This is a genomic window from Flavobacterium aerium (genome assembly GCF_030766725.1).
In the GTDB taxonomy this organism is placed as follows: Bacteria; Bacteroidota; Bacteroidia; order Flavobacteriales; family Flavobacteriaceae; genus Flavobacterium; species Flavobacterium aerium.
In genome coordinates this window covers 44,876-63,603 of the sequence record NZ_JARQWR010000012.1, presented here as the reverse complement: position 1 = coordinate 63,603, position 18,728 = coordinate 44,876, and the positions used below count along the sequence as shown (strand labels likewise).

The 18,728-nt window shown below is 32.0% G+C and carries 20 protein-coding genes and 1 tRNA gene; 10 read left to right on the top strand and 11 right to left on the bottom strand.

The window, feature by feature from the left end; all coding sequences use genetic code 11:
• Positions 1–39 precede the first annotated feature (39 nt).
• The 3 genes from P6733_RS15690 to xerD form a co-directional block, all read right to left on the bottom strand.
• Positions 40–435: a response regulator gene (locus tag P6733_RS15690; RefSeq protein WP_306353880.1), complete on the bottom strand. Its 396-nt coding sequence runs from the start codon at positions 433–435 to the stop codon at positions 40–42.
• Positions 422–1,939, bottom strand: coding sequence for a PAS domain-containing protein (locus P6733_RS15685; protein ID WP_306353879.1), 1,518 nt, complete (start codon positions 1,937–1,939; stop codon positions 422–424). Before P6733_RS15685 ends, P6733_RS15690 begins: the two co-directional genes overlap by 14 nt.
• An 81-nt stretch (positions 1,940–2,020) precedes the next feature.
• Positions 2,021–2,920 carry a site-specific tyrosine recombinase XerD gene (gene xerD, locus P6733_RS15680; RefSeq protein WP_306353878.1) on the bottom strand — a complete coding sequence of 300 codons (900 nt, stop codon included), beginning with the start codon at positions 2,918–2,920 and terminating at the stop codon, positions 2,021–2,023.
• A gap of 94 nt (positions 2,921–3,014) precedes the next feature.
• Here xerD and P6733_RS15675 point away from each other — a divergent pair, with 94 nt between their 5' ends.
• Positions 3,015–3,629, top strand: a complete 615-nt coding sequence (locus tag P6733_RS15675; protein ID WP_306353877.1) for a porin family protein — start codon at positions 3,015–3,017, stop codon at positions 3,627–3,629.
• Positions 3,630–3,707: 78 nt separating this feature from the next.
• On the opposite strand, the gene P6733_RS15670 is transcribed toward P6733_RS15675, so the two are convergent.
• Together P6733_RS15670 and P6733_RS15665 are read right to left on the bottom strand one after the other, a co-directional pair.
• A complete protein-coding gene (locus tag P6733_RS15670) occupies positions 3,708–6,161 on the bottom strand; it encodes a T9SS type A sorting domain-containing protein (protein ID WP_306353876.1) in 2,454 nt (817 codons plus the stop codon).
• Positions 6,162–6,248: 87 nt separating this feature from the next.
• The gene (locus P6733_RS15665; protein WP_306353875.1) at positions 6,249–6,866 is read right to left on the bottom strand and encodes an outer membrane beta-barrel protein; all 618 of its coding nucleotides are present in this window, start codon (positions 6,864–6,866) and stop codon (positions 6,249–6,251) included.
• A gap of 466 nt (positions 6,867–7,332) precedes the next feature.
• Here P6733_RS15665 and P6733_RS15660 point away from each other — a divergent pair, with 466 nt between their 5' ends.
• Together P6733_RS15660 and aroQ are read left to right on the top strand one after the other, a co-directional pair.
• A complete protein-coding gene (locus P6733_RS15660; protein ID WP_306353874.1) occupies positions 7,333–7,887 on the top strand; it encodes a porin family protein in 555 nt (184 codons plus the stop codon).
• Positions 7,888–7,992: 105 nt separating this feature from the next.
• Entirely contained in the window at positions 7,993–8,412 is a 420-nt protein-coding gene (gene aroQ / locus P6733_RS15655; protein ID WP_306353873.1) for a type II 3-dehydroquinate dehydratase, read from the top strand.
• Positions 8,413–8,502: 90 nt separating this feature from the next.
• On the opposite strand, the gene murA is transcribed toward aroQ, so the two are convergent.
• The 3 genes from murA to P6733_RS15640 are packed head-to-tail and all read right to left on the bottom strand — an operon-like array spanning position 8,503 to position 10,833.
• Positions 8,503–9,810, bottom strand: coding sequence for a UDP-N-acetylglucosamine 1-carboxyvinyltransferase (murA, locus tag P6733_RS15650; protein ID WP_306353872.1), 1,308 nt, complete (start codon positions 9,808–9,810; stop codon positions 8,503–8,505).
• 15 nt (positions 9,811–9,825) lie between these two features.
• A complete protein-coding gene (locus P6733_RS15645; RefSeq protein WP_306353871.1) occupies positions 9,826–10,524 on the bottom strand; it encodes a DUF4290 domain-containing protein in 699 nt (232 codons plus the stop codon).
• A 24-nt stretch (positions 10,525–10,548) separates the two neighbouring features.
• On the bottom strand, positions 10,549–10,833 hold the full coding sequence (locus P6733_RS15640) for a DUF493 family protein (RefSeq protein WP_306353870.1): 285 nt from the start codon (positions 10,831–10,833) through the stop codon (positions 10,549–10,551).
• 250 nt (positions 10,834–11,083) lie between these two features.
• Here P6733_RS15640 and P6733_RS15635 point away from each other — a divergent pair, with 250 nt between their 5' ends.
• The 5 genes from P6733_RS15635 to P6733_RS15615 all read left to right on the top strand — a co-directional run bounded on the left by P6733_RS15635 (position 11,084) and on the right by P6733_RS15615 (position 15,638).
• A complete protein-coding gene (locus P6733_RS15635; protein ID WP_372339307.1) occupies positions 11,084–11,650 on the top strand; it encodes an AAA family ATPase in 567 nt (188 codons plus the stop codon).
• Between the two features lie 7 nt (positions 11,651–11,657).
• Positions 11,658–13,553, top strand: coding sequence for a RecQ family ATP-dependent DNA helicase (locus P6733_RS15630; protein WP_306353869.1), 1,896 nt, complete (start codon positions 11,658–11,660; stop codon positions 13,551–13,553).
• Positions 13,553–14,500 carry a methionyl-tRNA formyltransferase gene (fmt, locus tag P6733_RS15625; protein ID WP_306353868.1) on the top strand — a complete coding sequence of 316 codons (948 nt, stop codon included), beginning with the start codon at positions 13,553–13,555 and terminating at the stop codon, positions 14,498–14,500. The genes P6733_RS15630 and fmt overlap by 1 nt, the downstream gene beginning before the upstream one ends.
• A gap of 181 nt (positions 14,501–14,681) precedes the next feature.
• The gene (locus tag P6733_RS15620) at positions 14,682–14,960 is read left to right on the top strand and encodes an HU family DNA-binding protein (RefSeq protein ID WP_306353867.1); all 279 of its coding nucleotides are present in this window, start codon (positions 14,682–14,684) and stop codon (positions 14,958–14,960) included.
• A gap of 117 nt (positions 14,961–15,077) precedes the next feature.
• Entirely contained in the window at positions 15,078–15,638 is a 561-nt protein-coding gene (locus P6733_RS15615) for a YqgE/AlgH family protein (RefSeq protein ID WP_306353866.1), read from the top strand.
• A gap of 19 nt (positions 15,639–15,657) precedes the next feature.
• Here the strand turns inward: P6733_RS15615 and P6733_RS15610 are convergent, their stop codons facing one another.
• Both P6733_RS15610 and P6733_RS15605 read right to left on the bottom strand, forming a co-directional pair.
• A complete protein-coding gene (locus tag P6733_RS15610; RefSeq protein ID WP_306353865.1) occupies positions 15,658–16,500 on the bottom strand; it encodes an aminotransferase class IV in 843 nt (280 codons plus the stop codon).
• Positions 16,501–16,551: 51 nt separating this feature from the next.
• Positions 16,552–16,944: an START-like domain-containing protein gene (locus tag P6733_RS15605; protein ID WP_306353864.1), complete on the bottom strand. Its 393-nt coding sequence runs from the start codon at positions 16,942–16,944 to the stop codon at positions 16,552–16,554.
• A gap of 152 nt (positions 16,945–17,096) precedes the next feature.
• On the opposite strand from P6733_RS15605, the gene P6733_RS15600 reads away from it, so the two are divergent.
• Positions 17,097–17,170: transfer RNA gene (locus P6733_RS15600), tRNA-Met, on the top strand.
• Between the two features lie 391 nt (positions 17,171–17,561).
• On the top strand, positions 17,562–17,981 hold the full coding sequence (locus P6733_RS15595) for a helix-turn-helix domain-containing protein (protein ID WP_306353863.1): 420 nt from the start codon (positions 17,562–17,564) through the stop codon (positions 17,979–17,981).
• Between the two features lie 160 nt (positions 17,982–18,141).
• Here the strand turns inward: P6733_RS15595 and P6733_RS15590 are convergent, their stop codons facing one another.
• Positions 18,142–18,702 carry a cysteine hydrolase family protein gene (locus P6733_RS15590; RefSeq protein WP_306353862.1) on the bottom strand — a complete coding sequence of 187 codons (561 nt, stop codon included), beginning with the start codon at positions 18,700–18,702 and terminating at the stop codon, positions 18,142–18,144.
• Positions 18,703–18,728 lie beyond the last annotated feature (26 nt).

Genomic DNA, 18,728 nt, shown 5'->3' with positions numbered 1-18,728 from the left:
CAAAAAAAGCTTCCATTTTCATGGAAGCTTTTTTTTATTTTAGTTCAAAAAGATTTTAGATAAATCTTCAAGAGAAACTGGCTTTAGAAAATAATCTTTCACCTCATCTGGAAACTCTTTTGCTTTATTCATATCTAATACATTATTAGAAGAACTCACAAGATATATTATTGTTTCCTTATGTAATGCCTTTTTAATTTTCTGAAACTCGGTCAAAAATTGCCACCCATTCATAATAGGCATATTTATGTCTAGCAAAATCAAATCTGGCAAGCTTTGATTTTGATTACTTTCTTTTAATTTCTCCAAAGCATCTAGTCCATTTTCGAAAAAATAAGAATTAACTTCTATATTATTCTTATGCAATAACTTTTTCAAAATGTAATGATAAATTTTATCATCATCAACCACAAAGACATCATTAAACTTCTTCATCAAAATAAATTTTAAAGGTAGTTCCTTCCCCTACTTTACTTAATACTTCTACTCGTCCACCCATGGACTCAATTTGATTTTTTGTAATAAACAATCCAATTCCTCTAGAGTTTGGATGCTTATGAAACGTCTTATACATACCAAAAATTGTTTCGCTATGTTTTTCTAGGTCAATACCTAAACCATTATCAATAATTTCTAAACAAAATGTTTCTTTATTGAATCGATAAATAATTTTTGGGATTCTGTCCGGGTGAGAATATTTAATTGCATTTGTAGTGAAATTCAACAAAATACTTTCCAAATAAGCAGGATTATAATTTATAATCGTGTTCTCTGGTATTTCATTTGAAATCAAAACACCATGTTTATTTAATTCCTCCCCTAAGATATTCAGTACCTTATGCAGGTATTGATGTAAATTTAATTTCTCTTTTACTGATTTTAAATCCGAATGAATACTAACCAGTTCTTTCAAGTGCTCTATCGTTTCAGATAATTCATTTGAAATTGTTCTTAAATGCACAAGGGTTTCTTCTTTTTCCTGATTACTTTCTGCAGTTTCTATCAAGTCGAGTAGCATTCTAAAATTACCCGCATGAGATCGTAAATTATGGGATACTATATGGGCAAAATTCAATAATCTACTATTCTGCTCACTCACAATATTCAAGGTTATCATCATTTCATCTTCTTTCTCCTTCTGAGCCGTAATATCCTGATGCGTACCAATTACACGACTTGGGTTTCCCTCTTCATCGTATTCCATAACTTTGCCTTTACTCAAAATCCATTTGTATTGACCATTCTTGTTCAATACTCTCTGAACATTTTGATAAAAAGGTGTTTTATTATCCAAGTGTTGTTGTATATCTCTAAGATATCCTAACTTATCATCTGGATGTATTAAATCGTCCCATTTTTCCAATGTATCAATAACATCATCATATTCAAAATCAAGGATTTTCATGGATTGAGCAGAATAAAAAACGGTTTTTGCTTTTATATCCCAATCCCAAATCCCCTCCGATGTTGCATCTAATGCAAACTGAAATCGTTCTTCAGATAATTTGAGTTTTAATTCCTGTTCCTTCATCTCGGTAACATCTGTAATTCTTCCGTAAAAGATTACTGAGCCATCCGATTTTTTTTCTGGCTTCGCGTTACCTTTAAACCAACGTAATCCTTTAGTAGGCAATAAAGCTCTAAATTCATTTGTCCAAGGCTTTAACTCTACCTTAGATTTTAATATAGAAACGATAAATGCACTATAATCTTCTTTTAGTATTCTTTGTTCTAAAACTAACGATGCATCTTTATGCACTTCATCCACATCAAATTCATATACCTCTTTAATAGACTGGCTAATAAAAAGAAAAGAAAATGAGCCGTCCTCAGCAATTTTTAATTGAAAAATAAAATCTGGGACTTCATTTAACAACTTTTCATAAAAATGATTCAATTCTTCATTATTTGATAAATTCGAATTACTCCCTTCAAGCATTGTGGTTATTATTAATTTAAAGGCAAAGGTAATCCACACAAATGCAAAAGCTTTGAAATAGATCGAGATTTCGATTAACGGTTATTTTCTTGGATGAAATGCGTCTATCACCTTAGATAGGTGCGTTCTATCGACATGCATATAGATTTCTGTAGTGGTAATTGATTCATGTCCCAGCATTAATTGAATGGATCTTAGGTCTGCTCCATTTTCTAATAAGTGGGTAGCAAACGAATGCCTGAAGGTATGTGGACTGATCGTCTTATTCAAATTAATTTTAACTGCTAGATTTTTCACTAAAGTAAAAATCATAGCTCGGGTAAGCTGCTTTCCTCTTCTATTTAGAAATAAGGTGTCTTCAAATCCTTTTTGGATCACTTGATGCACTCGAACTTCATTTCGATATATATTAATATATCGTTGCGTAGTTTCCCCAATAGGAACAAATCGTTGTTTATTTCCTTTTCCTGTAACTTTTACAAAACCTTCTTCAAAAAATAGATCTGAAATTTTTAATTCAATCAATTCTGAAACTCGAACACCACAACCATATAAGGTTTCTAGCATTGCTCTATTTCGTTCCCCTTCTGCTAAACTCAAATCAATTGCATCAATAAGCTGATCTATTTCTACAATAGAAAGCGTATCGGGTAATTTCCTGCCTATTCTTGGGATTTCAACTAATTCAAGTGGATTATCTTTTCGATAATCTTCAAATATCATATAATTAAAAAAGCTTTTCAAACCTGAAATAATACGGGCTTGGGAACGTGCATTCATATCTTTTGCGATATGATATACAAATTGTAGTACTATGTCATCTTTTATTAAAACCGGACTTATGTCAATAATATTCTCTTCTAAGAACTGACACAGCTTTTCCACATCATAAATATAATTATCTACAGAATTCTGTGATAATCCTCTTTCTATCTTTAAATAAGACTGATAGCTTTTTATATAGCTTTTCCAACCACCCATTTTATGTTAAAATTTTCTAAAAAGCAATAAAAGTAGTACAAATTGGCACGCTTTGTGTCCATGTATAGCAAATAAACAAAAAAACATTTTAATTATGAAACTATTAAAAATTTTCACCGTAAGTGCATTATTACTTTCAGCTGTAACAGTATCTCACGCTCAAGAAACACCAAAGAGTAAAGTAGGTATTTTCAACTCTACAAGTTTTGGGGTTAAGGCTGGAGCGAATTTCTCTACTGTAACTGGAGGAAGTTTTAATGAAAGTCCTGATTACAAAACAGGTTTCCATGCAGGTCTTGTAGCTGAAATTCCAATTGCAGATAATATTTTCTCTATTCAACCAGAGGTATTATATTCTACACAGGGTTTCAAATCTAACGATGCACTATTAGGTAAATCTGAATACAAATTAGACTATATTACTGTACCAGTATTAGCTAAATTGTATGTCGTAAAAGGTTTAAGTTTTGAGGTAGGACCTCAAATGGGTTTCAAAGTGAACGAGAAAATCGATCTTAAAGGAGCTGATGCACAAGTTGAAACAAACAGTGCAAAAGATTTCGAAGTTGGTGTTGCAGGTGGTTTAACCTTCAAAACTGATATGGGTCTATTTGCTACAGGTCGTTATACTTATGGTTTAACTGACACGTTCAAAAATGACAGTGCTAAAAACTCAGTATTCCAAGTTGGTTTAGGATTTATGTTCTAATCAATAACAGAATCTATTTATTAAAAAAGACCCGCCATTGGCGGGTCTTTTTATTTTATATAAAACCGTATTGATTATTTACTCAATAGTAAATTTCATACTTCTTATTTGATTCGATGTATCTCTATAAGTCAGCAAGTAAATTCCTTTAGCATATCTAGATATATCCAAGACCAACTCTTCCCCATCCTTCTCTTTCTGATTTGTATTCAAATCATTTGACACTAACTTCCCTTGAAAATCAATAATCGAAATTATTTCACAATTATTCAGTATAACATGCAAACTCTCTTTAGCAGGAACAGGATATAAAATAGGCTTATCTCCTACTTTTAACCCATCTTGTTTAAACAAAATATTATCTACATTCTTTATTCTTCCTGTATTAGAAATTCTATTATTTCTATACGTATTACTTGTACAAAATGTAGTTAGTTCTTCTGTTGTTACAGGTAAAAATTTATTACCTGGTGTTGCAGGGTTGAAACCTACTTGAGCAGCATAATTTTGTGCATCGGCTATATAGTCTGACCCACTCATATTATATCCAGCTGGAGCTGGTTTTAAATCTACTGGATACGTTACAACATACAGTATGTTCTGCGCATTAGGATTGTCAGTTCTCTTTAAATTCAAAACTAATTTTAACTTAAATCCTTTTACTCTTGGCGCTAAAAATTCTGGTAATGGTGTCAATAAAGATGGGAATTTAGACCCTAGTGATTTACTTGAAAAATGATTCTTTTTTAAAAAATAAACATCCTGATAAACTGGCTGTGATTGCTCGTATGCAAAAGGGATCACATAACCACTAGGAGTCCAACTACACCTATTCATACAACTAAATTGTGGCCCCATATAATGGGCATTGGGATCATACTTTAATTCTTTCTCCTCGTTAAAATAGCTTCCTTCTATGTAATATAAATATGAAAAAGAATAATCATTTTTATAATTATTTGACCCAATAGGCTTATATACATTTTGAAATCTATTATTTTGTATATCAACTGCTGGCCCCATATCTGTACCTATAATAGGTAGTCCATTATCTACATTAGTATCAATAATTATGGTTGCTGGCACTGGAAGATCCTTCGCATATTGCAAACCAGGCTTCTCATATTCAACTACTAACATAACTTCTGCATCTTCTAAGACTAATCCACTAGCTGGATTAATTGCATACTTCAAAGTCTCACCCGATAATTTATAATTTCTATTAACAAAATTAAATTTATTCTTATATTCATAATATTTACTTACATCAAATAAACGTGTTACTTCTTCTCTATTAATAAATTCTTTTAGCACTACTGTTTCCGTATAATACATTACTGGTGTATTAATTAATGAAAAGACCCCTAAGGCTTCATTATATAAAGGTTGACCTCCATTAACCCCAATTAATATGTTTTGTTTCTGGGAGCCTGGCAATCCAATCGTTTGATTATGCATTGGGTCTTGAGTTGCAATTGTTCCTTTTAAACTTACATCAAGATTAACACTCAATGGGGCAAGTTCTATCGGACCTGTTCCGCTTGCTCCTCCACCAAGTAAACTACTCAAAAACTTCACTCCTGTACTTACATATGGTACTGCTTTTAATCCTGCTTTCAAAAATTGGTTATTTTTCATAAAATTACCAATGGAATTTATTGCATTAATAGTAACCCCACCATCAGAAAGATTTTTATATATTTTCTCATAATCTTTAGTAAAAGATTGAATTCCGCCATGCACTTTCATCATTTTATTATTCACATTGTTCGCTGTCTTCCAAAAGTTCCCTTCTGATGAAGCAGTACCTTGACCTTGAGAAACTGATGTAATCATTCCTGTCATCTTACCGGTAAGCTCTATTGACGAATTACTGATTAACTCTGTATATAGGGCTAACCTTGAAGGTTCATTAAAACTACAAGTACAGGGATCATAATTCAATTTAAAATCAGCATAAGACCATGAATTGTTATCATTATAAAATTTTAACGTCGTACTAAATGATGGATTTTGCACATGCAATACATCCAAAGCCTTTTCATTATGTGCCATATCTAAAAGATTAGTTTGAAAACCAGGCGCAAACTTTAAGGTTAACATAGCTCCATTGTAATTTGTATTTCTACACCATTTTACTAAAACTCTTAAAATTCCTGTATGCTTATTATACAACATTAAATAAGTATGCTCTGGTCTACTTTGTAAAGCATTATTATCATTATCATATCCTAAATTATATGCAACTGCTTCCCATCCATCCTCAGGTTTCATATCCTTATTTAGAGATAGAAATAATAATTCAGACTGATTTGACTCAAAAGGATTTGGAGTAAATGAGTTTGGATTACAGTATGAATTAATTCCATAAGATGAATTTCCAGACGCCCAATTGAAATGATTCAAATAAGATGGTTGTAATGTATTAACTGGATTTAACGGATTTGTTGATACTCCATTAGGTGGACAATAACCTTGTGCCTTAACAATTGAGGCTACTAAAAAAAATATTATTGTAATTTTCAATTTCATAAATATATTATTTTTCTTGTTAATTTTTTATTTTAACTTATAAAAAAACCTCTATAAACTAGAGGTTTTTTTTATTTTAAGTATAGATTAGAATTTGTAAACTAATCCTAATTTAATATCTGACATTTTTAAACCAATATCAAATTTATTAGTTGATTCAGCACCGTCAACATCTGGCTTAGAACTGTTATAACTTAATACCCCAAATGTAGCTTCTAAAGCAAAGTTTTTAGCGATAAAGTAGTTAACTCCAGGAGCGAAACCTACGTTAAAACCATTGTTTTTAGATTCTGTAGATAAAGAACCAAGTGGAGTAGAAGTAATATCTTTTATTTTTGTATTACCAAAACCAACTGCTAATTCCCCAAATAAAGAGAATTTAGATGCTGGGCTCATGTAATATCTACCAAACACCTCAGCAGAAAACACAGTAGTTTTTCTTTCATCAATTCCAGCAAATGGTCTATCTGTTTTACTTGTTGTAATACCTAAACCAACACCTACAGCAATGTTTTCAGTTACGAAGTATCCTACTTTAGGAGTGAATGTAAATCCATTAGTTTTCAAATCCCCTGTTTTTTGAGAATTAAACCCTACTGAACCAGTTACAAAAGTATCGCTTTTAGAGAAACCTGCGTTATCCTCTTGAGCGTTAGCAAATCCGAATGCAAATACAGCGATTGCTGTTAATAAAACTTTTTTCATAATTATTATTTTATGTTAAATTTATGAGGCAAATTTATCAATTAAACCATATCATACAACACCTTATCTATTAATTTTAGTAATTCTTTTCTTAACGTTAATTTTACACAAAATATACTCGATCTGTGATATAAATATTACAGATAGTGAAATAAATAACTGATTTCTTTAACATATTCTCTTCAAAGGAAAACCTTTTTTGATCTTCATTTCTATTAGCTGCCCTATTAAACTTGCTTTTTCAAGAAAATAACGGCTTAATATAGGTTTTATAAACACAATTATAAGATGCAACAAATCGTTAATTATTTCTTAAAAAAAAGTAGACTGCAAATTATTTTAAGACAAGATTAACAATTGTGCATTTATTTATTAAAATAAGAATAAATTTTTAACAAATTATTTCTCTCAACAGCTATTTTATTTAAATTTGCTATGATATCAATCAAATTAAAATGTATTAACTATGAAAAAATTATTTTTATTAGCCGTATTGGTTATTGCAGGTACTACTAGTATGAATGCACAATTTCTTAAAGCTGGTATTAAAGCCGGAGCTAACTTTGCGAACTACTCAGGTGGTCTAGATGGAATTGATTATAAAAACAGAACTGACTTCCACGTGGGTGCTGTAGCTGAACTTAAAATTTCAGAAAATTTTTCAATTCAACCAGAGTTATTATACACAGCTCAGGGTACAAAAATAAAAACAGCTATTAAAGATTTTGAAGACAAAACTGCTTATATCTCAGTTCCTGTCTTAGCAAAATATTACATCTTATCGAATAGATTGAGTGTTGAAGTAGGTCCGCAATTTGCATTTTTAGTAAGTAATAAAGACAAAGTAAACTTAAGTGACCAGAAATCATTTGATTTCTCTTTAGCGGGTGGTATTGGTCTTAACATTACTGAAAACTTAAGAGCGCATGCTCGTTATACGATTGGTTTAACAGAAGTATCTAAAGATGCCGATGTTAAAAATGCTGTATTTCAAGTTGGTTTAGGCTATATGTTATTCTAATCAATAGAAAATCAAAAATAACAAAGCCGTTCAGTTTGAACGGCTTTTTTTATAGTAATACTTTATTACTGGAAGTAAATACTTAATTTTACTAAAAATATACGCATGAACATCATTATCATTAATGGCCCAAACCTTAATCTACTTGGCAAAAGAGAACCTGAAATATACGGTAATCAAACTTTTGAAGATTATTTTCAACTATTACAAGAACAGTTTCCTACTATAAATCTATCCTATTATCAAAGTAATATTGAAGGTGAGATTATTGATAAACTTCAAGAAATAGGGTTTGATTATGATGGAATTATTTTAAATGCTGGGGCTTACACACACACCTCTATTGGAATTGGAGATTGCATTAAAGCCATAACAACACCTGTTATAGAAGTACATATATCCAATACATTTTCTCGAGAAGAGTTTAGACATCAGTCATATATTTCTCCCGTTGCAAAAGGTGTCATATTAGGATTTGGAATGAAAAGCTATCCATTAGCTATTGAGGCTTTTTTACAGCAGTAAAAAACTGCAATCCATTCTTATTTAAACATAAAAAATCCCTAAACAATCATATTCAGAAAGTTTAGGGATTTTTTCATAATTGTTTATTGTTTATTCTCTAATAATTCGGGCTCCAATAGCTCTTAATCGCTCGTCTATTCTTTCATAGCCTCTATCAATTTGCTCAATATTTTGAATAACACTAGTTCCTTTTGCAGAAAGCGCAGCAATCAATAATGAGATACCCGCTCTAATATCAGGAGATGACATCACGGTTGCTTTCAATTGAGATTTGTAATCATGTCCAATTACTGTAGCACGATGTGGATCACATAGAATAATTTTCGCCCCCATATCGATTAATTTATCCACGAAGAACAAACGGCTTTCAAACATTTTTTGATGTACTAAAAGACTTCCTCTTGCTTGTGTAGCAACAACCAACACAATACTCAATAAATCAGGTGTGAAACCTGGCCATGGAGCATCAGCAATTGTCAAAATAGAGCCATCAATATAATTTTGGATTTCAAATCCATCGGTATGAGCAGGAATATAAATATCGTCTCCTCTTTTCTCTAATGTGATTCCTAATTTTCTAAATGTATTTGGAATGACTCCTAGGTTTTCCCAACTTACATCTTTAATTGTAATTTCACTTTTTGTCATCGCAGCCAGACCAATCCAGCTACCGATTTCAATCATATCTGGTAAAATTCTATGGTCACATCCTTTTAATGAGTCTACACCTTCTATCGTTAATAAATTTGATCCGACTCCAGAAATTTTTGCTCCCATTAAATTCAGCATTTTACACAATTGCTGTAAATATGGTTCACATGCTGCATTATAAATTGAAGTTATTCCCTCTGCTAATACGGCAGCCATAACAATATTTGCAGTACCAGTTACTGAAGCCTCATCCAATAACATGTGTGCTCCTTTTAATCGGTCTGCTTCTACACCATAAAAATGATCTTCTTTATTGTATCTAAATTTTGCACCTAGATTAATGAATCCTTCAAAATGAGTATCCAATCTTCTTCTACCGATTTTATCTCCTCCTGGTTTAGGTATATACCCTCTTCCAAAACGAGCTAATAAAGGTCCAACAATCATAATCGAACCTCTTAAAGAAGCCCCTTCTTTTTTAAATGCTTCAGATTCTAGGTATTTTAAATCTACTTCATCTGCTTGAAAAGTATAGGTATTCTGAGCATCTTTAGTGATTTTTACACCTAAATTTTTCAACAATGCAATCAATTTATTGACATCAATAATATCAGGTATATTGCTAATTGTTACTTTTTCAGGAGTTAAAAGCACAGCACAAAGAATTTGTAATGCTTCGTTTTTTGCTCCTTGTGGTGTTATTTCGCCTTTTAAAGGAATTCCACCTTCAATTTTAAAAGTTGCCATATTGATTATGAAGAATTAAGGTTTTCTAGTTTTATTATTGTTATTATTATTGTTGGGTTTACCACTCTTTACAATTTTTGCTCGTTGTGGTCCCGCTTGAATCTTATTTGACTGACGTTTGTTGGTACGCATCAAGTCACTAGAATTTGATAATTCTTCAGAAGATTTTAATAAATTGATTCTTCCACCTGAGAGTTCAAAAAGGTGCTCAAATATCACATCATCTTTCACAGTATCTTTATTCCAACTCAGGTATGATTTTTTCATGTGGTTTGCAATCACAATCACTAAAGCATTCTTCAATTCTCCATCTTCCCATTTGTTGGCAACATCAATCATAAACTTGATGTTATTTCCATAAAAACGGTATTTCGGAAAGTTTTGTGGGTACTTTAATCGTTCTGGTCTTTGTTGTAATAACTCACGTGAAGGTATTGGGTAAGGGGAATCTACATCTAATTTAAAATCAGACATAATGAATATCTGATCCCACAACTTATGTTGAAAATCAGGAACGTCACGTAAATGAGGGTTTAAATTCCCCATCACAGAAATAATATATTTTGCTGCTTTATTACGTTCTACTCGATCTTCTATTGCTGTTGCTTGATCAATTAATTTTTGCAAATGGCGACCATATTCAGGAATAATTAAATGAGGTCTTTCTGCATTGTATTCAAGATATTGAATAACATCATGTGGGTTTTGTTGCATAATCAGGAGTTGATTAATATATTTTTATAGAGAGACTACGCCTTCAATCTGAGACATCTCAATGTATTTTTCAATGATACTTTCGGCACTATCCATTCTAACATTAATTGAAACACCTGTATATTTACCTGTTTTTGATTGTTTGGTTTCAATTACAGCTCCCATATCATTGAAAGCATTTTCAACCTTATCAATATTACCTTTGTCAGTAGGTACAATAAACTTAAATAAATATTCCGAAGGCCATACATTACTGCTATTCAACTCTTCTTTTAATCTCGTATAAAACTCTTCTGTCTTCTTATCCATAGTAATAAAATATCAGCAAATATACGTTATACAAATCTTTTTATAATAGTTAGCGTCTGAATTTTTCACACCGAAGGATACAAGGTAATAAAACTACCCATAAAAAGCAATTCTTCTTTTAAGAGAACGTTATTTTTAATGAATTAAATGAAAAATATAGCCTCCAAAACCCTTTTTTATGACAAAATAAAAAGAATATTGGACCTCTACGGATATTTTATGTAAACTCCTGCTTCGAATTTCAAAATGTTTGAGTAAATTTGCGCCTTATTTCAAAAAAGTGAGCAAAGAGATTATAGTTATCATTGGAGGTCCTGGAACGGGCAAAACCACGATCATCGACGGTTTATTAGAAAAAGGATATTGTTGTTATCCTGAGATTTCTCGCGAAGTGACGTTGGAAGCCAGAAAAAAAGGTTCTGAACAATTGTTTCTAGAAAGACCTTTACTATTTAGTGAAATGTTATTAGAAGGACGGAAAAGACAATATGCGGATGCCTTGAATGAGGAGAGCGATATTGTTTTTCTTGATCGAGGAATTCCAGATGTATTGGCCTACATGCATTACATTGGGGATACTTATCCTGAGTTTTTTGACACGGCTTGTCGTGAAAATGTTTACACAAAAATTTTCATTCTTCCACCTTGGGAAGAAATTTACACGAGTGATGATGCTCGTTATGAAAATTATGAGCAAGCTCAATCTTTATATATCCATCTAAAAGACACCTATCAAAATTACGGATATCAGTTAATTGAAGTACCAAAAGATACGGTAGATAATAGAATTCTTTATATCTTAGGGCATATTTCTTAAAAGCAATATGCAGGAACCCCTTCAGATTCTTCAAAAATATTGGGGATACGACAGTTTTAGACCTTCACAAGAAGCCATAATCCAATCGGTTTTAAATGGCCAGGATAGTTTTGCATTAATGCCAACGGGCGGAGGAAAATCAATATGTTTCCAGGTTCCTGCATTAGCAAAAGAAGGAATTTGTCTTGTTATCTCCCCTTTGATAGCTTTAATGCGTGATCAAGTTCAAAACTTACAGAAACGAAACATTAAAGCTATAGCTTTAACAGGTGGAATACAATCGGATGAAATTATTGATTTATTGGATAATTGTCAGTTTGGCAATTATAAATTTCTATACTTATCTCCTGAGCGTTTACAATCAGAATGGATATTAGACCGAATCAAAGGATTACCCATTAATCTTATTGCTATTGATGAAGCGCATTGTGTCTCGCAATGGGGACATGATTTTCGTCCTGCTTATCTCAAAATAATAGCCCTTAAAAGTCTATTCCCTAAAATTCCTTTTTTAGCGCTTACGGCTTCTGCTACGCAAACAGTACAACAGGATATAATTACCCAACTTGGATTAATCAATCCACAATTATTTAAAGAATCTTTTGCTCGTCCTAACATTGCCTATATGGTATTTGAAGTTGAGGATAAACTCTATCGCTTAGAGCAAATTTTGAAGAAAAACCCAGAACCTTCTATTGTATATGTACGCAATCGAAAAGCTTGTCATGATACTAGTCGTGAACTACAATCATTAGGATTTAAAGCTACTTATTACCACGGTGGACTTTCCTCCAAAGAGAAGGATAAAAATATGCAAGCTTGGTTAACTGAAAAGGTACAAGTTATTGTTGCTACAAATGCTTTTGGTATGGGAATCGACAAACCCAACGTAAAAACGGTTATACATATTAACCTTCCTGAAAATATTGAAAATTATTATCAAGAAGCAGGAAGAGCAGGAAGAAATGGAGCTAAATCTTTTGCTGTATTACTAACAAGTTCTTCAGATATTGAGCAAACAAAAAATCAGTTTCTATCTGTATTACCGGATAAGACCTTTTTAAAAGAAGTTTTCATAAAACTTTGCAACTACTTTCAAATAGCTTACGGAGAAGGTATGGATCAACAGTTTTCATTCAAATTGAATCATTTTTGCGCTCAATATAAATTCAATGTTTTAAAAACATACAATGCTTTACAGTTTTTAGATCGACAATCGATTATTAGTTTATCACAGGAATTTTCAGAAAAAATAACGGCACAGTTTATTATCCCAAGCAAAGAAGTAATTCGTTATATGAGTTTAAACTCTACCAGCGAACCTATCATGATGGCTATATTACGTACTTACCCTGGAATACATGATATGCCTACTCCATTGAATCTTCCATTATTGGCTAAAAAAGCAAAAACTTCTGAAAATGCGATTCAAGGAGTATTAGCCGATTTGAAAAACAAAATGATCATTGAATATCAGGAACAAAACAATGATGCTCTTATTACTTTTAATGAAGTGCGAGAAGATGACAGAACCATTAATCGGGTTTCTAAATTTTTAGAGAATCAAAATAAACTAAAGAAAGAACAGCTAATTTCAGTATTCCATTACATCAATACGAAAGATCAATGTAAAAGCAAATTGATTCTTTCCTATTTTGGAGAACTTGAATCAGCCGATTGTGGTATTTGTTCTTACTGTATTGCAAAAGAAGATAAACCGGTGAGTAAAATGGAAATTGCTAAAGCCATCTTGGATTTGCTTTCCACAAAAGAACTTACTTCCAGAGAAATTCAAATTAACACTAATTATAAAGATGCTGATATTATCTTTGTACTTCAACAATTGTTAGAGCACAATGCAATTCTAATCAATGCAACTAATCAATATTATATTCAAAAATAATGGAATCATTACGTATTATATTTATGGGAACTCCAGATTTTGCTGTTGGCATTCTCGATACCATAATCAAAAACAATTACAATGTTGTAGGAGTAATTACCGCTGCAGACAAACCTGCTGGTAGAGGACAAAAGATTAAATATTCGGCAGTAAAAGAGTATGCTTTAGAACACAATCTAAATTTATTGCAACCTACAAATCTTAAAGATGAAACTTTCTTAGCTACCCTAAAAAGCTTAGAAGCCAACTTACAAGTCGTTGTAGCCTTCAGAATGCTTCCAGAAGTTGTTTGGAAAATGCCAAAATTAGGAACATTCAATCTACATGCTTCTTTACTTCCTAATTATCGAGGAGCTGCTCCAATTAACTGGGCAATTATCAACGGGGAAACAAAAAGTGGTGTTACGACTTTCTTTATTGATGATAAAATTGATACGGGTGCCATGATTCTTTCTAAGGAAATAGGCATTAGTCCTAATGAAAGTGCGGGAGAACTACATGATCGCTTAATGCTATTAGGATCTGAAGCTGTTGTTGAAACCTTAGCTTTAATCAGTACAAACAATGCAACAACAACGATACAGCAAGATACTCAAGAAATAAAAACCGCCTATAAGCTCAATAAGGACAATTGTAAAATTGACTGGTCGAAAAGCACACAAGAAATCCACAATCTAATTCGTGGGTTAAGCCCCTACCCAGCGGCATGGTGTCTTTTCCATGATAAAGGGCAAGACTGGAATGTAAAAATATACGAAGCTTCTATTATCCTTGAACAACCTATTGAAGCAGTAGGAACAATTGTTTCGACGAAAAAAGAATTAAAAATTGCAACAAAAGATGGATACATTAATATTGTAAGCTTACAATTTCCTGGAAAGAAAAAAGTGAACACAAATGAATTCCTAAATGGATTTACTTTTTCCGAAAATGCAACTGTGTCCTAAAGGCGCATGAACACTGATATCCTTGAGATTTTCAAAAAAACAAGTAAGTTTATTAACAAATAATTGAAGTTATCAACAAATAGTGCAAAAACTTCGCTTCCCCCTTGCACGGTTGGGAAATCCGCTTAAATTTGTATTACTAGTAACAGAATGTTTAACCAACTATTAATAATTATTTATTATGAACAAATCAGAATTAATCGATGCTATTGCAGCAGACGCAGGTATTTCTAAAGCAGCTGCAAAAAAAGCTTTAGAGTCGTTTTTAGGTAATGTTGAAGGTACTTTGAAAAAAGGTGGAAGAGTTTCTCTTGTAGGATTCAGATCTTGGTCAGTTTCTAACAGAGCTGCTAGAGATGGTAGAAACCCACAAACTGGAAAAACTATCAAAATTGCTGCTAAAAATGTAGTTAAATTTAAAGCTGGTGCTGAATTAGAAGGTTCAGTAAACACGAAATAATTTGTATCTATATACATCTAAAGCCTTCCATACGGGAGGCTTTTTTTGTACATTTTATTCAAAACTTTTTGATTTTTTATTTTTTTTTAATTAAATTTAATAAAAATTGTAAGAATTATGATATCAATAAAGCCCAAAAAAGGTCATTTGCTTATTGCAGAGCCTTCTCTTACTGGTGACATATCATTCAATAGATCTGTAGTTTTATTGGCCGATTATAATAATGATGGTTCCGTAGGCTTCATTTTAAATAAACCTCTCGGATATACGATTCATGATCTTGTTCCCGAAATCAATTCTTCTTTTAAAATATATAATGGAGGTCCTGTAGAACAAGATAACCTGTATTTCATCCACAATATACCCGAATTAATCCCAAATAGTATTGAGATTTCAAATGGCATCTATTGGGGGGGTGATTTTGAATCGACGAAGGAGTTAATTAACGAAGGAAAAATAAATAAAAATAATATTCGTTTTTTTCTGGGTTACACAGGTTGGGAAGCACATCAATTGGATGATGAGTTACAATCCAATTCTTGGATTATTTCCGAAAATAGTTATAAAAACAAAATTATTGCCAAACCCACTATTCATTTCTGGAAAGAAAAGATTAGAGAATTAGGCGGTGAATACTTACTGTGGTCTAATGCCCCAGAAGATCCAAATCTCAACTAGTATAAACTGTAAAATAGGTTTATCCAAATCGTACGAAGGCATTCAATCGCACTACTAAATCTTTAGACAGCTGCGTTTGATATTCCTTTTTACGATATTTTGTGATAGGCTGAATTCCTTTGATTACATTCGTAATAAATAATTCATCTGCTTTTTGAAGATCAAAAGGAGAAATTGGCTCTTCTACTACTTCTATCGTTTCAATCTTTTTAGCCAAAGCTAAAATTTGTTTACGCATTACACCATTCAAGCATCCTTCTGACACTGGCGGCGTAATTAATTTATTTCCCAATAACATGAATAGGTTGCCTTGTAAGGCCTCAATTACATTCTTATCATCATTAACCAATAAACAATTATCCAGTCCATTTTCGTGGGCAAAAATGCTTCCTGTAACGTTAATGATTTTATTCGTTGATTTTATTGTGGAGAGTAATTGTTTTGAAACATAGAAATCTTTGTATAAATCGACCTCGTATGTAGGTTGTTCAATTTCATACATTTTCTTATCCAGTGGACTTATTGTAATACTGAATTCCACATTATTATCTGTTGGTAAATAATATCCACCCTCTTTGCGATATACGGAGATTCTTGCGCGAGAGGAATCTATCATACCGCTCATCTCTTTGGCTAGATTTAATACTTGTTCTTCAAGATATTCCATTGTAAAATTCATAGGTATTTCCATACGAATAATACGCATTGAAGACATCAATCTGAAATAATGATCCTCAAAAAATAGAATTTTACCATCTAAAACCTTTACAGTTTCAAAAACTGCATCTCCATATAGGAACGCACGATTTGTAAATAAAGAACTGTCTTGTAGTGGGATAATATTCCCATTAAAATTAATCATAAAAAAAGCCTTGAAATTCAAGGCAAATATAAGTTTTAATCTACAGAATTACTATACTGAACCGATAACATGTTTTAAATCGGAAATTTGATTCTCCCACAATTGTTTTGCTTCTTCTACTTCATCTTCGTAAGCAAAATCTAATACTACTAGTGATACATCCTTTGTAATCTCATCTACTTGAATTCTCAATTCAAAAAAATACTCTGTATCTTGATCCGAATCGTCAATCCAACGGAATTTTACTTTTTCTCCTGTTTTTTTAGATGATAATCTTGCTTTCTCCTCCGAGTCATCCCAAATGAAAGTAAAAAACTCTCCTCTAGAATTTACATTATCAGCAAACCATTCAGACATTCCTGAAGGTGTAGAAATATATTGATACAATAACTGTGGTGAAGAATTTATAGGAAACTCTAGTTCGTATTTAATTTTAACATCCATATTCAATTATATTTTTTTGGAAATATATAGATTATTATATTCATAAAAAAGCCTTTTCAAAAATAAAAAAAAATTATCACTTTATGTTTGCGTGCTTTAAATTTAGTGTTATATTTGCACCCGCAATGAAGGAATAACCTTATTGAAGTCTTGGCGAGGTAGCTCAGTCGGTTAGAGCGCAGGATTCATAACCCTGAGGTCACGGGTTCAACTCCCGTCCTCGCTACAAAGCGGAATCTATTACATAATAGTATTCCGCTTTTTTTATGTCTTTTTTTTACTTTTTATGGCACTATAGCTTTTTCAAAATTACTTCATAATTCAGAACACTTTGACCCTTAAAGTCCTCCAATAAATTGGGTTATAAAAAATTTTAACTTTTACACAAAAGGCAAAATCACAGAAAATCATACGACTTTTAGTGTTAATTATTGAATGTGATTTAGAACATTTTTCAAATTTAAAAATTTAAACCCTCCACAGAATACTTTTAAATTTTGTGTTTATCGGGTGGTAATTTGTATTTTACGGGCTAATTTATAGCGTTACGGGAAAGCTTAGTCAATTATTATTTCTATTTTTGTTTTGGTTCAATAAATAACTAAAAGATACATATTATGACTACCGACGCTATACCTTTCAAGAAAAATCATCATGGTCGAAACATACGACGTTTGCGTGAAATGCTCGGTGTGAAACAAGAGGCTATTGCGATAGAACTTGAAATGACTCAACAAAACTTTTCTGTATTAGAACAAAAGGAAGAAATTGATGATGTAGTTTTGGACAAAATAGCACTTGCCCTAAAAGTTCCTGTGAATGCAATTAAGAATATGAATGAAGAGTCAACAATTAACTTTATCAATACTTTTAATGATAATAGTAGTGGAATTCAAGGTTCATATTTAGATAACACTAACAACCCTACTTTCAATTTTAATCCTCTTGATAAGATTGTGGATCTTTATGAGCGCTTGGTAAAGGAGAAAGAGGATCAGGTGGCTTTTCTAGAACAATTTATAAAGGATAAAAAATAGGTAAAACAGCCTTAGAAAGGCTGATGTCCCTATAATAATCCGAGATCCTGAGAACCTAATCGTTATGATTGCGCAGGAAAATTGTCTATATGAGATCCTCAAAGATTGAAGAGAATACTATAAAAAATTTCAATTAACGGTTTAAAACCAATTCAGCCGTTTAGAAAAAAACGGCTGATGTAACAATGGTTGCAAACTCATTATTTAAACTTGCGAGTGCAGTTTCGTGCATGAGCTCGGCGATGTAGTTTTGTCCATTTAGACCTGTTTTATTGAAGGTTGCCGTAGCATCCGACACCACAAAAGTATCGTATCCATAATTCCCTGCCATTCTTGCCGTTGCAGACACACAATGGTCTGTCGTTAATCCTACAATAACTAGTTTTGTAATTCCTTCTTGATTGAGTTGTTCTTTAAGATTGGTTCCTATAAATACACTATTGACCTTCTTTTTTATTACACTTTCTGTTTCTAATGGCTTTACGATCTCTTTGAATTCATTTCCTTCCTTGCTTTCATTCAATAATGATTTGAGGCTCAAAGCGCAGTGTTTGACATGAAAAACAGGCAGTTTTTTCTCTCTCCAAAGTTTTAGGAGTTTCTCTGCTTTTTTTTCAGCATCTTTATTATTTCGTTGTCCTCCCCAATATTCCAGATTATCAAAAGCTTTTTGAAAATCGATTAGGATTAATGCAGGATTTTCTGTTTTTATAGTATTCATTCGGATTCTTTTTTTCGGGAAAATTA

Coding starts and splice junctions, on each gene's coding strand:
- P6733_RS15660 (WP_306353874.1), top strand. CDS start 7,333: ATGAAAAAATTATTTTTATTAGCCGTATTGGTTATTGCAGGTACTACT.
- P6733_RS15690 (WP_306353880.1), bottom strand. CDS start 435: ATGAAGAAGTTTAATGATGTCTTTGTGGTTGATGATGATAAAATTTAT.
- P6733_RS15665 (WP_306353875.1), bottom strand. CDS start 6,866: ATGAAAAAAGTTTTATTAACAGCAATCGCTGTATTTGCATTCGGATTT.
- P6733_RS15615 (WP_306353866.1), top strand. CDS start 15,078: ATGATATCAATAAAGCCCAAAAAAGGTCATTTGCTTATTGCAGAGCCT.
- P6733_RS15670 (WP_306353876.1), bottom strand. CDS start 6,161: ATGAAATTGAAAATTACAATAATATTTTTTTTAGTAGCCTCAATTGTT.
- P6733_RS15675 (WP_306353877.1), top strand. CDS start 3,015: ATGAAACTATTAAAAATTTTCACCGTAAGTGCATTATTACTTTCAGCT.
- aroQ (WP_306353873.1), top strand. CDS start 7,993: ATGAACATCATTATCATTAATGGCCCAAACCTTAATCTACTTGGCAAA.
- P6733_RS15605 (WP_306353864.1), bottom strand. CDS start 16,944: ATGGATGTTAAAATTAAATACGAACTAGAGTTTCCTATAAATTCTTCA.
- P6733_RS15640 (WP_306353870.1), bottom strand. CDS start 10,833: ATGGATAAGAAGACAGAAGAGTTTTATACGAGATTAAAAGAAGAGTTG.
- P6733_RS15620 (WP_306353867.1), top strand. CDS start 14,682: ATGAACAAATCAGAATTAATCGATGCTATTGCAGCAGACGCAGGTATT.
- P6733_RS15685 (WP_306353879.1), bottom strand. CDS start 1,939: ATGCTTGAAGGGAGTAATTCGAATTTATCAAATAATGAAGAATTGAAT.
- murA (WP_306353872.1), bottom strand. CDS start 9,810: ATGGCAACTTTTAAAATTGAAGGTGGAATTCCTTTAAAAGGCGAAATA.
- fmt (WP_306353868.1), top strand. CDS start 13,553: ATGGAATCATTACGTATTATATTTATGGGAACTCCAGATTTTGCTGTT.
- P6733_RS15610 (WP_306353865.1), bottom strand. CDS start 16,500: ATGATTAATTTTAATGGGAATATTATCCCACTACAAGACAGTTCTTTA.
- P6733_RS15645 (WP_306353871.1), bottom strand. CDS start 10,524: ATGCAACAAAACCCACATGATGTTATTCAATATCTTGAATACAATGCA.
- P6733_RS15595 (WP_306353863.1), top strand. CDS start 17,562: ATGACTACCGACGCTATACCTTTCAAGAAAAATCATCATGGTCGAAAC.
- P6733_RS15590 (WP_306353862.1), bottom strand. CDS start 18,702: ATGAATACTATAAAAACAGAAAATCCTGCATTAATCCTAATCGATTTT.
- xerD (WP_306353878.1), bottom strand. CDS start 2,920: ATGGGTGGTTGGAAAAGCTATATAAAAAGCTATCAGTCTTATTTAAAG.
- P6733_RS15630 (WP_306353869.1), top strand. CDS start 11,658: ATGCAGGAACCCCTTCAGATTCTTCAAAAATATTGGGGATACGACAGT.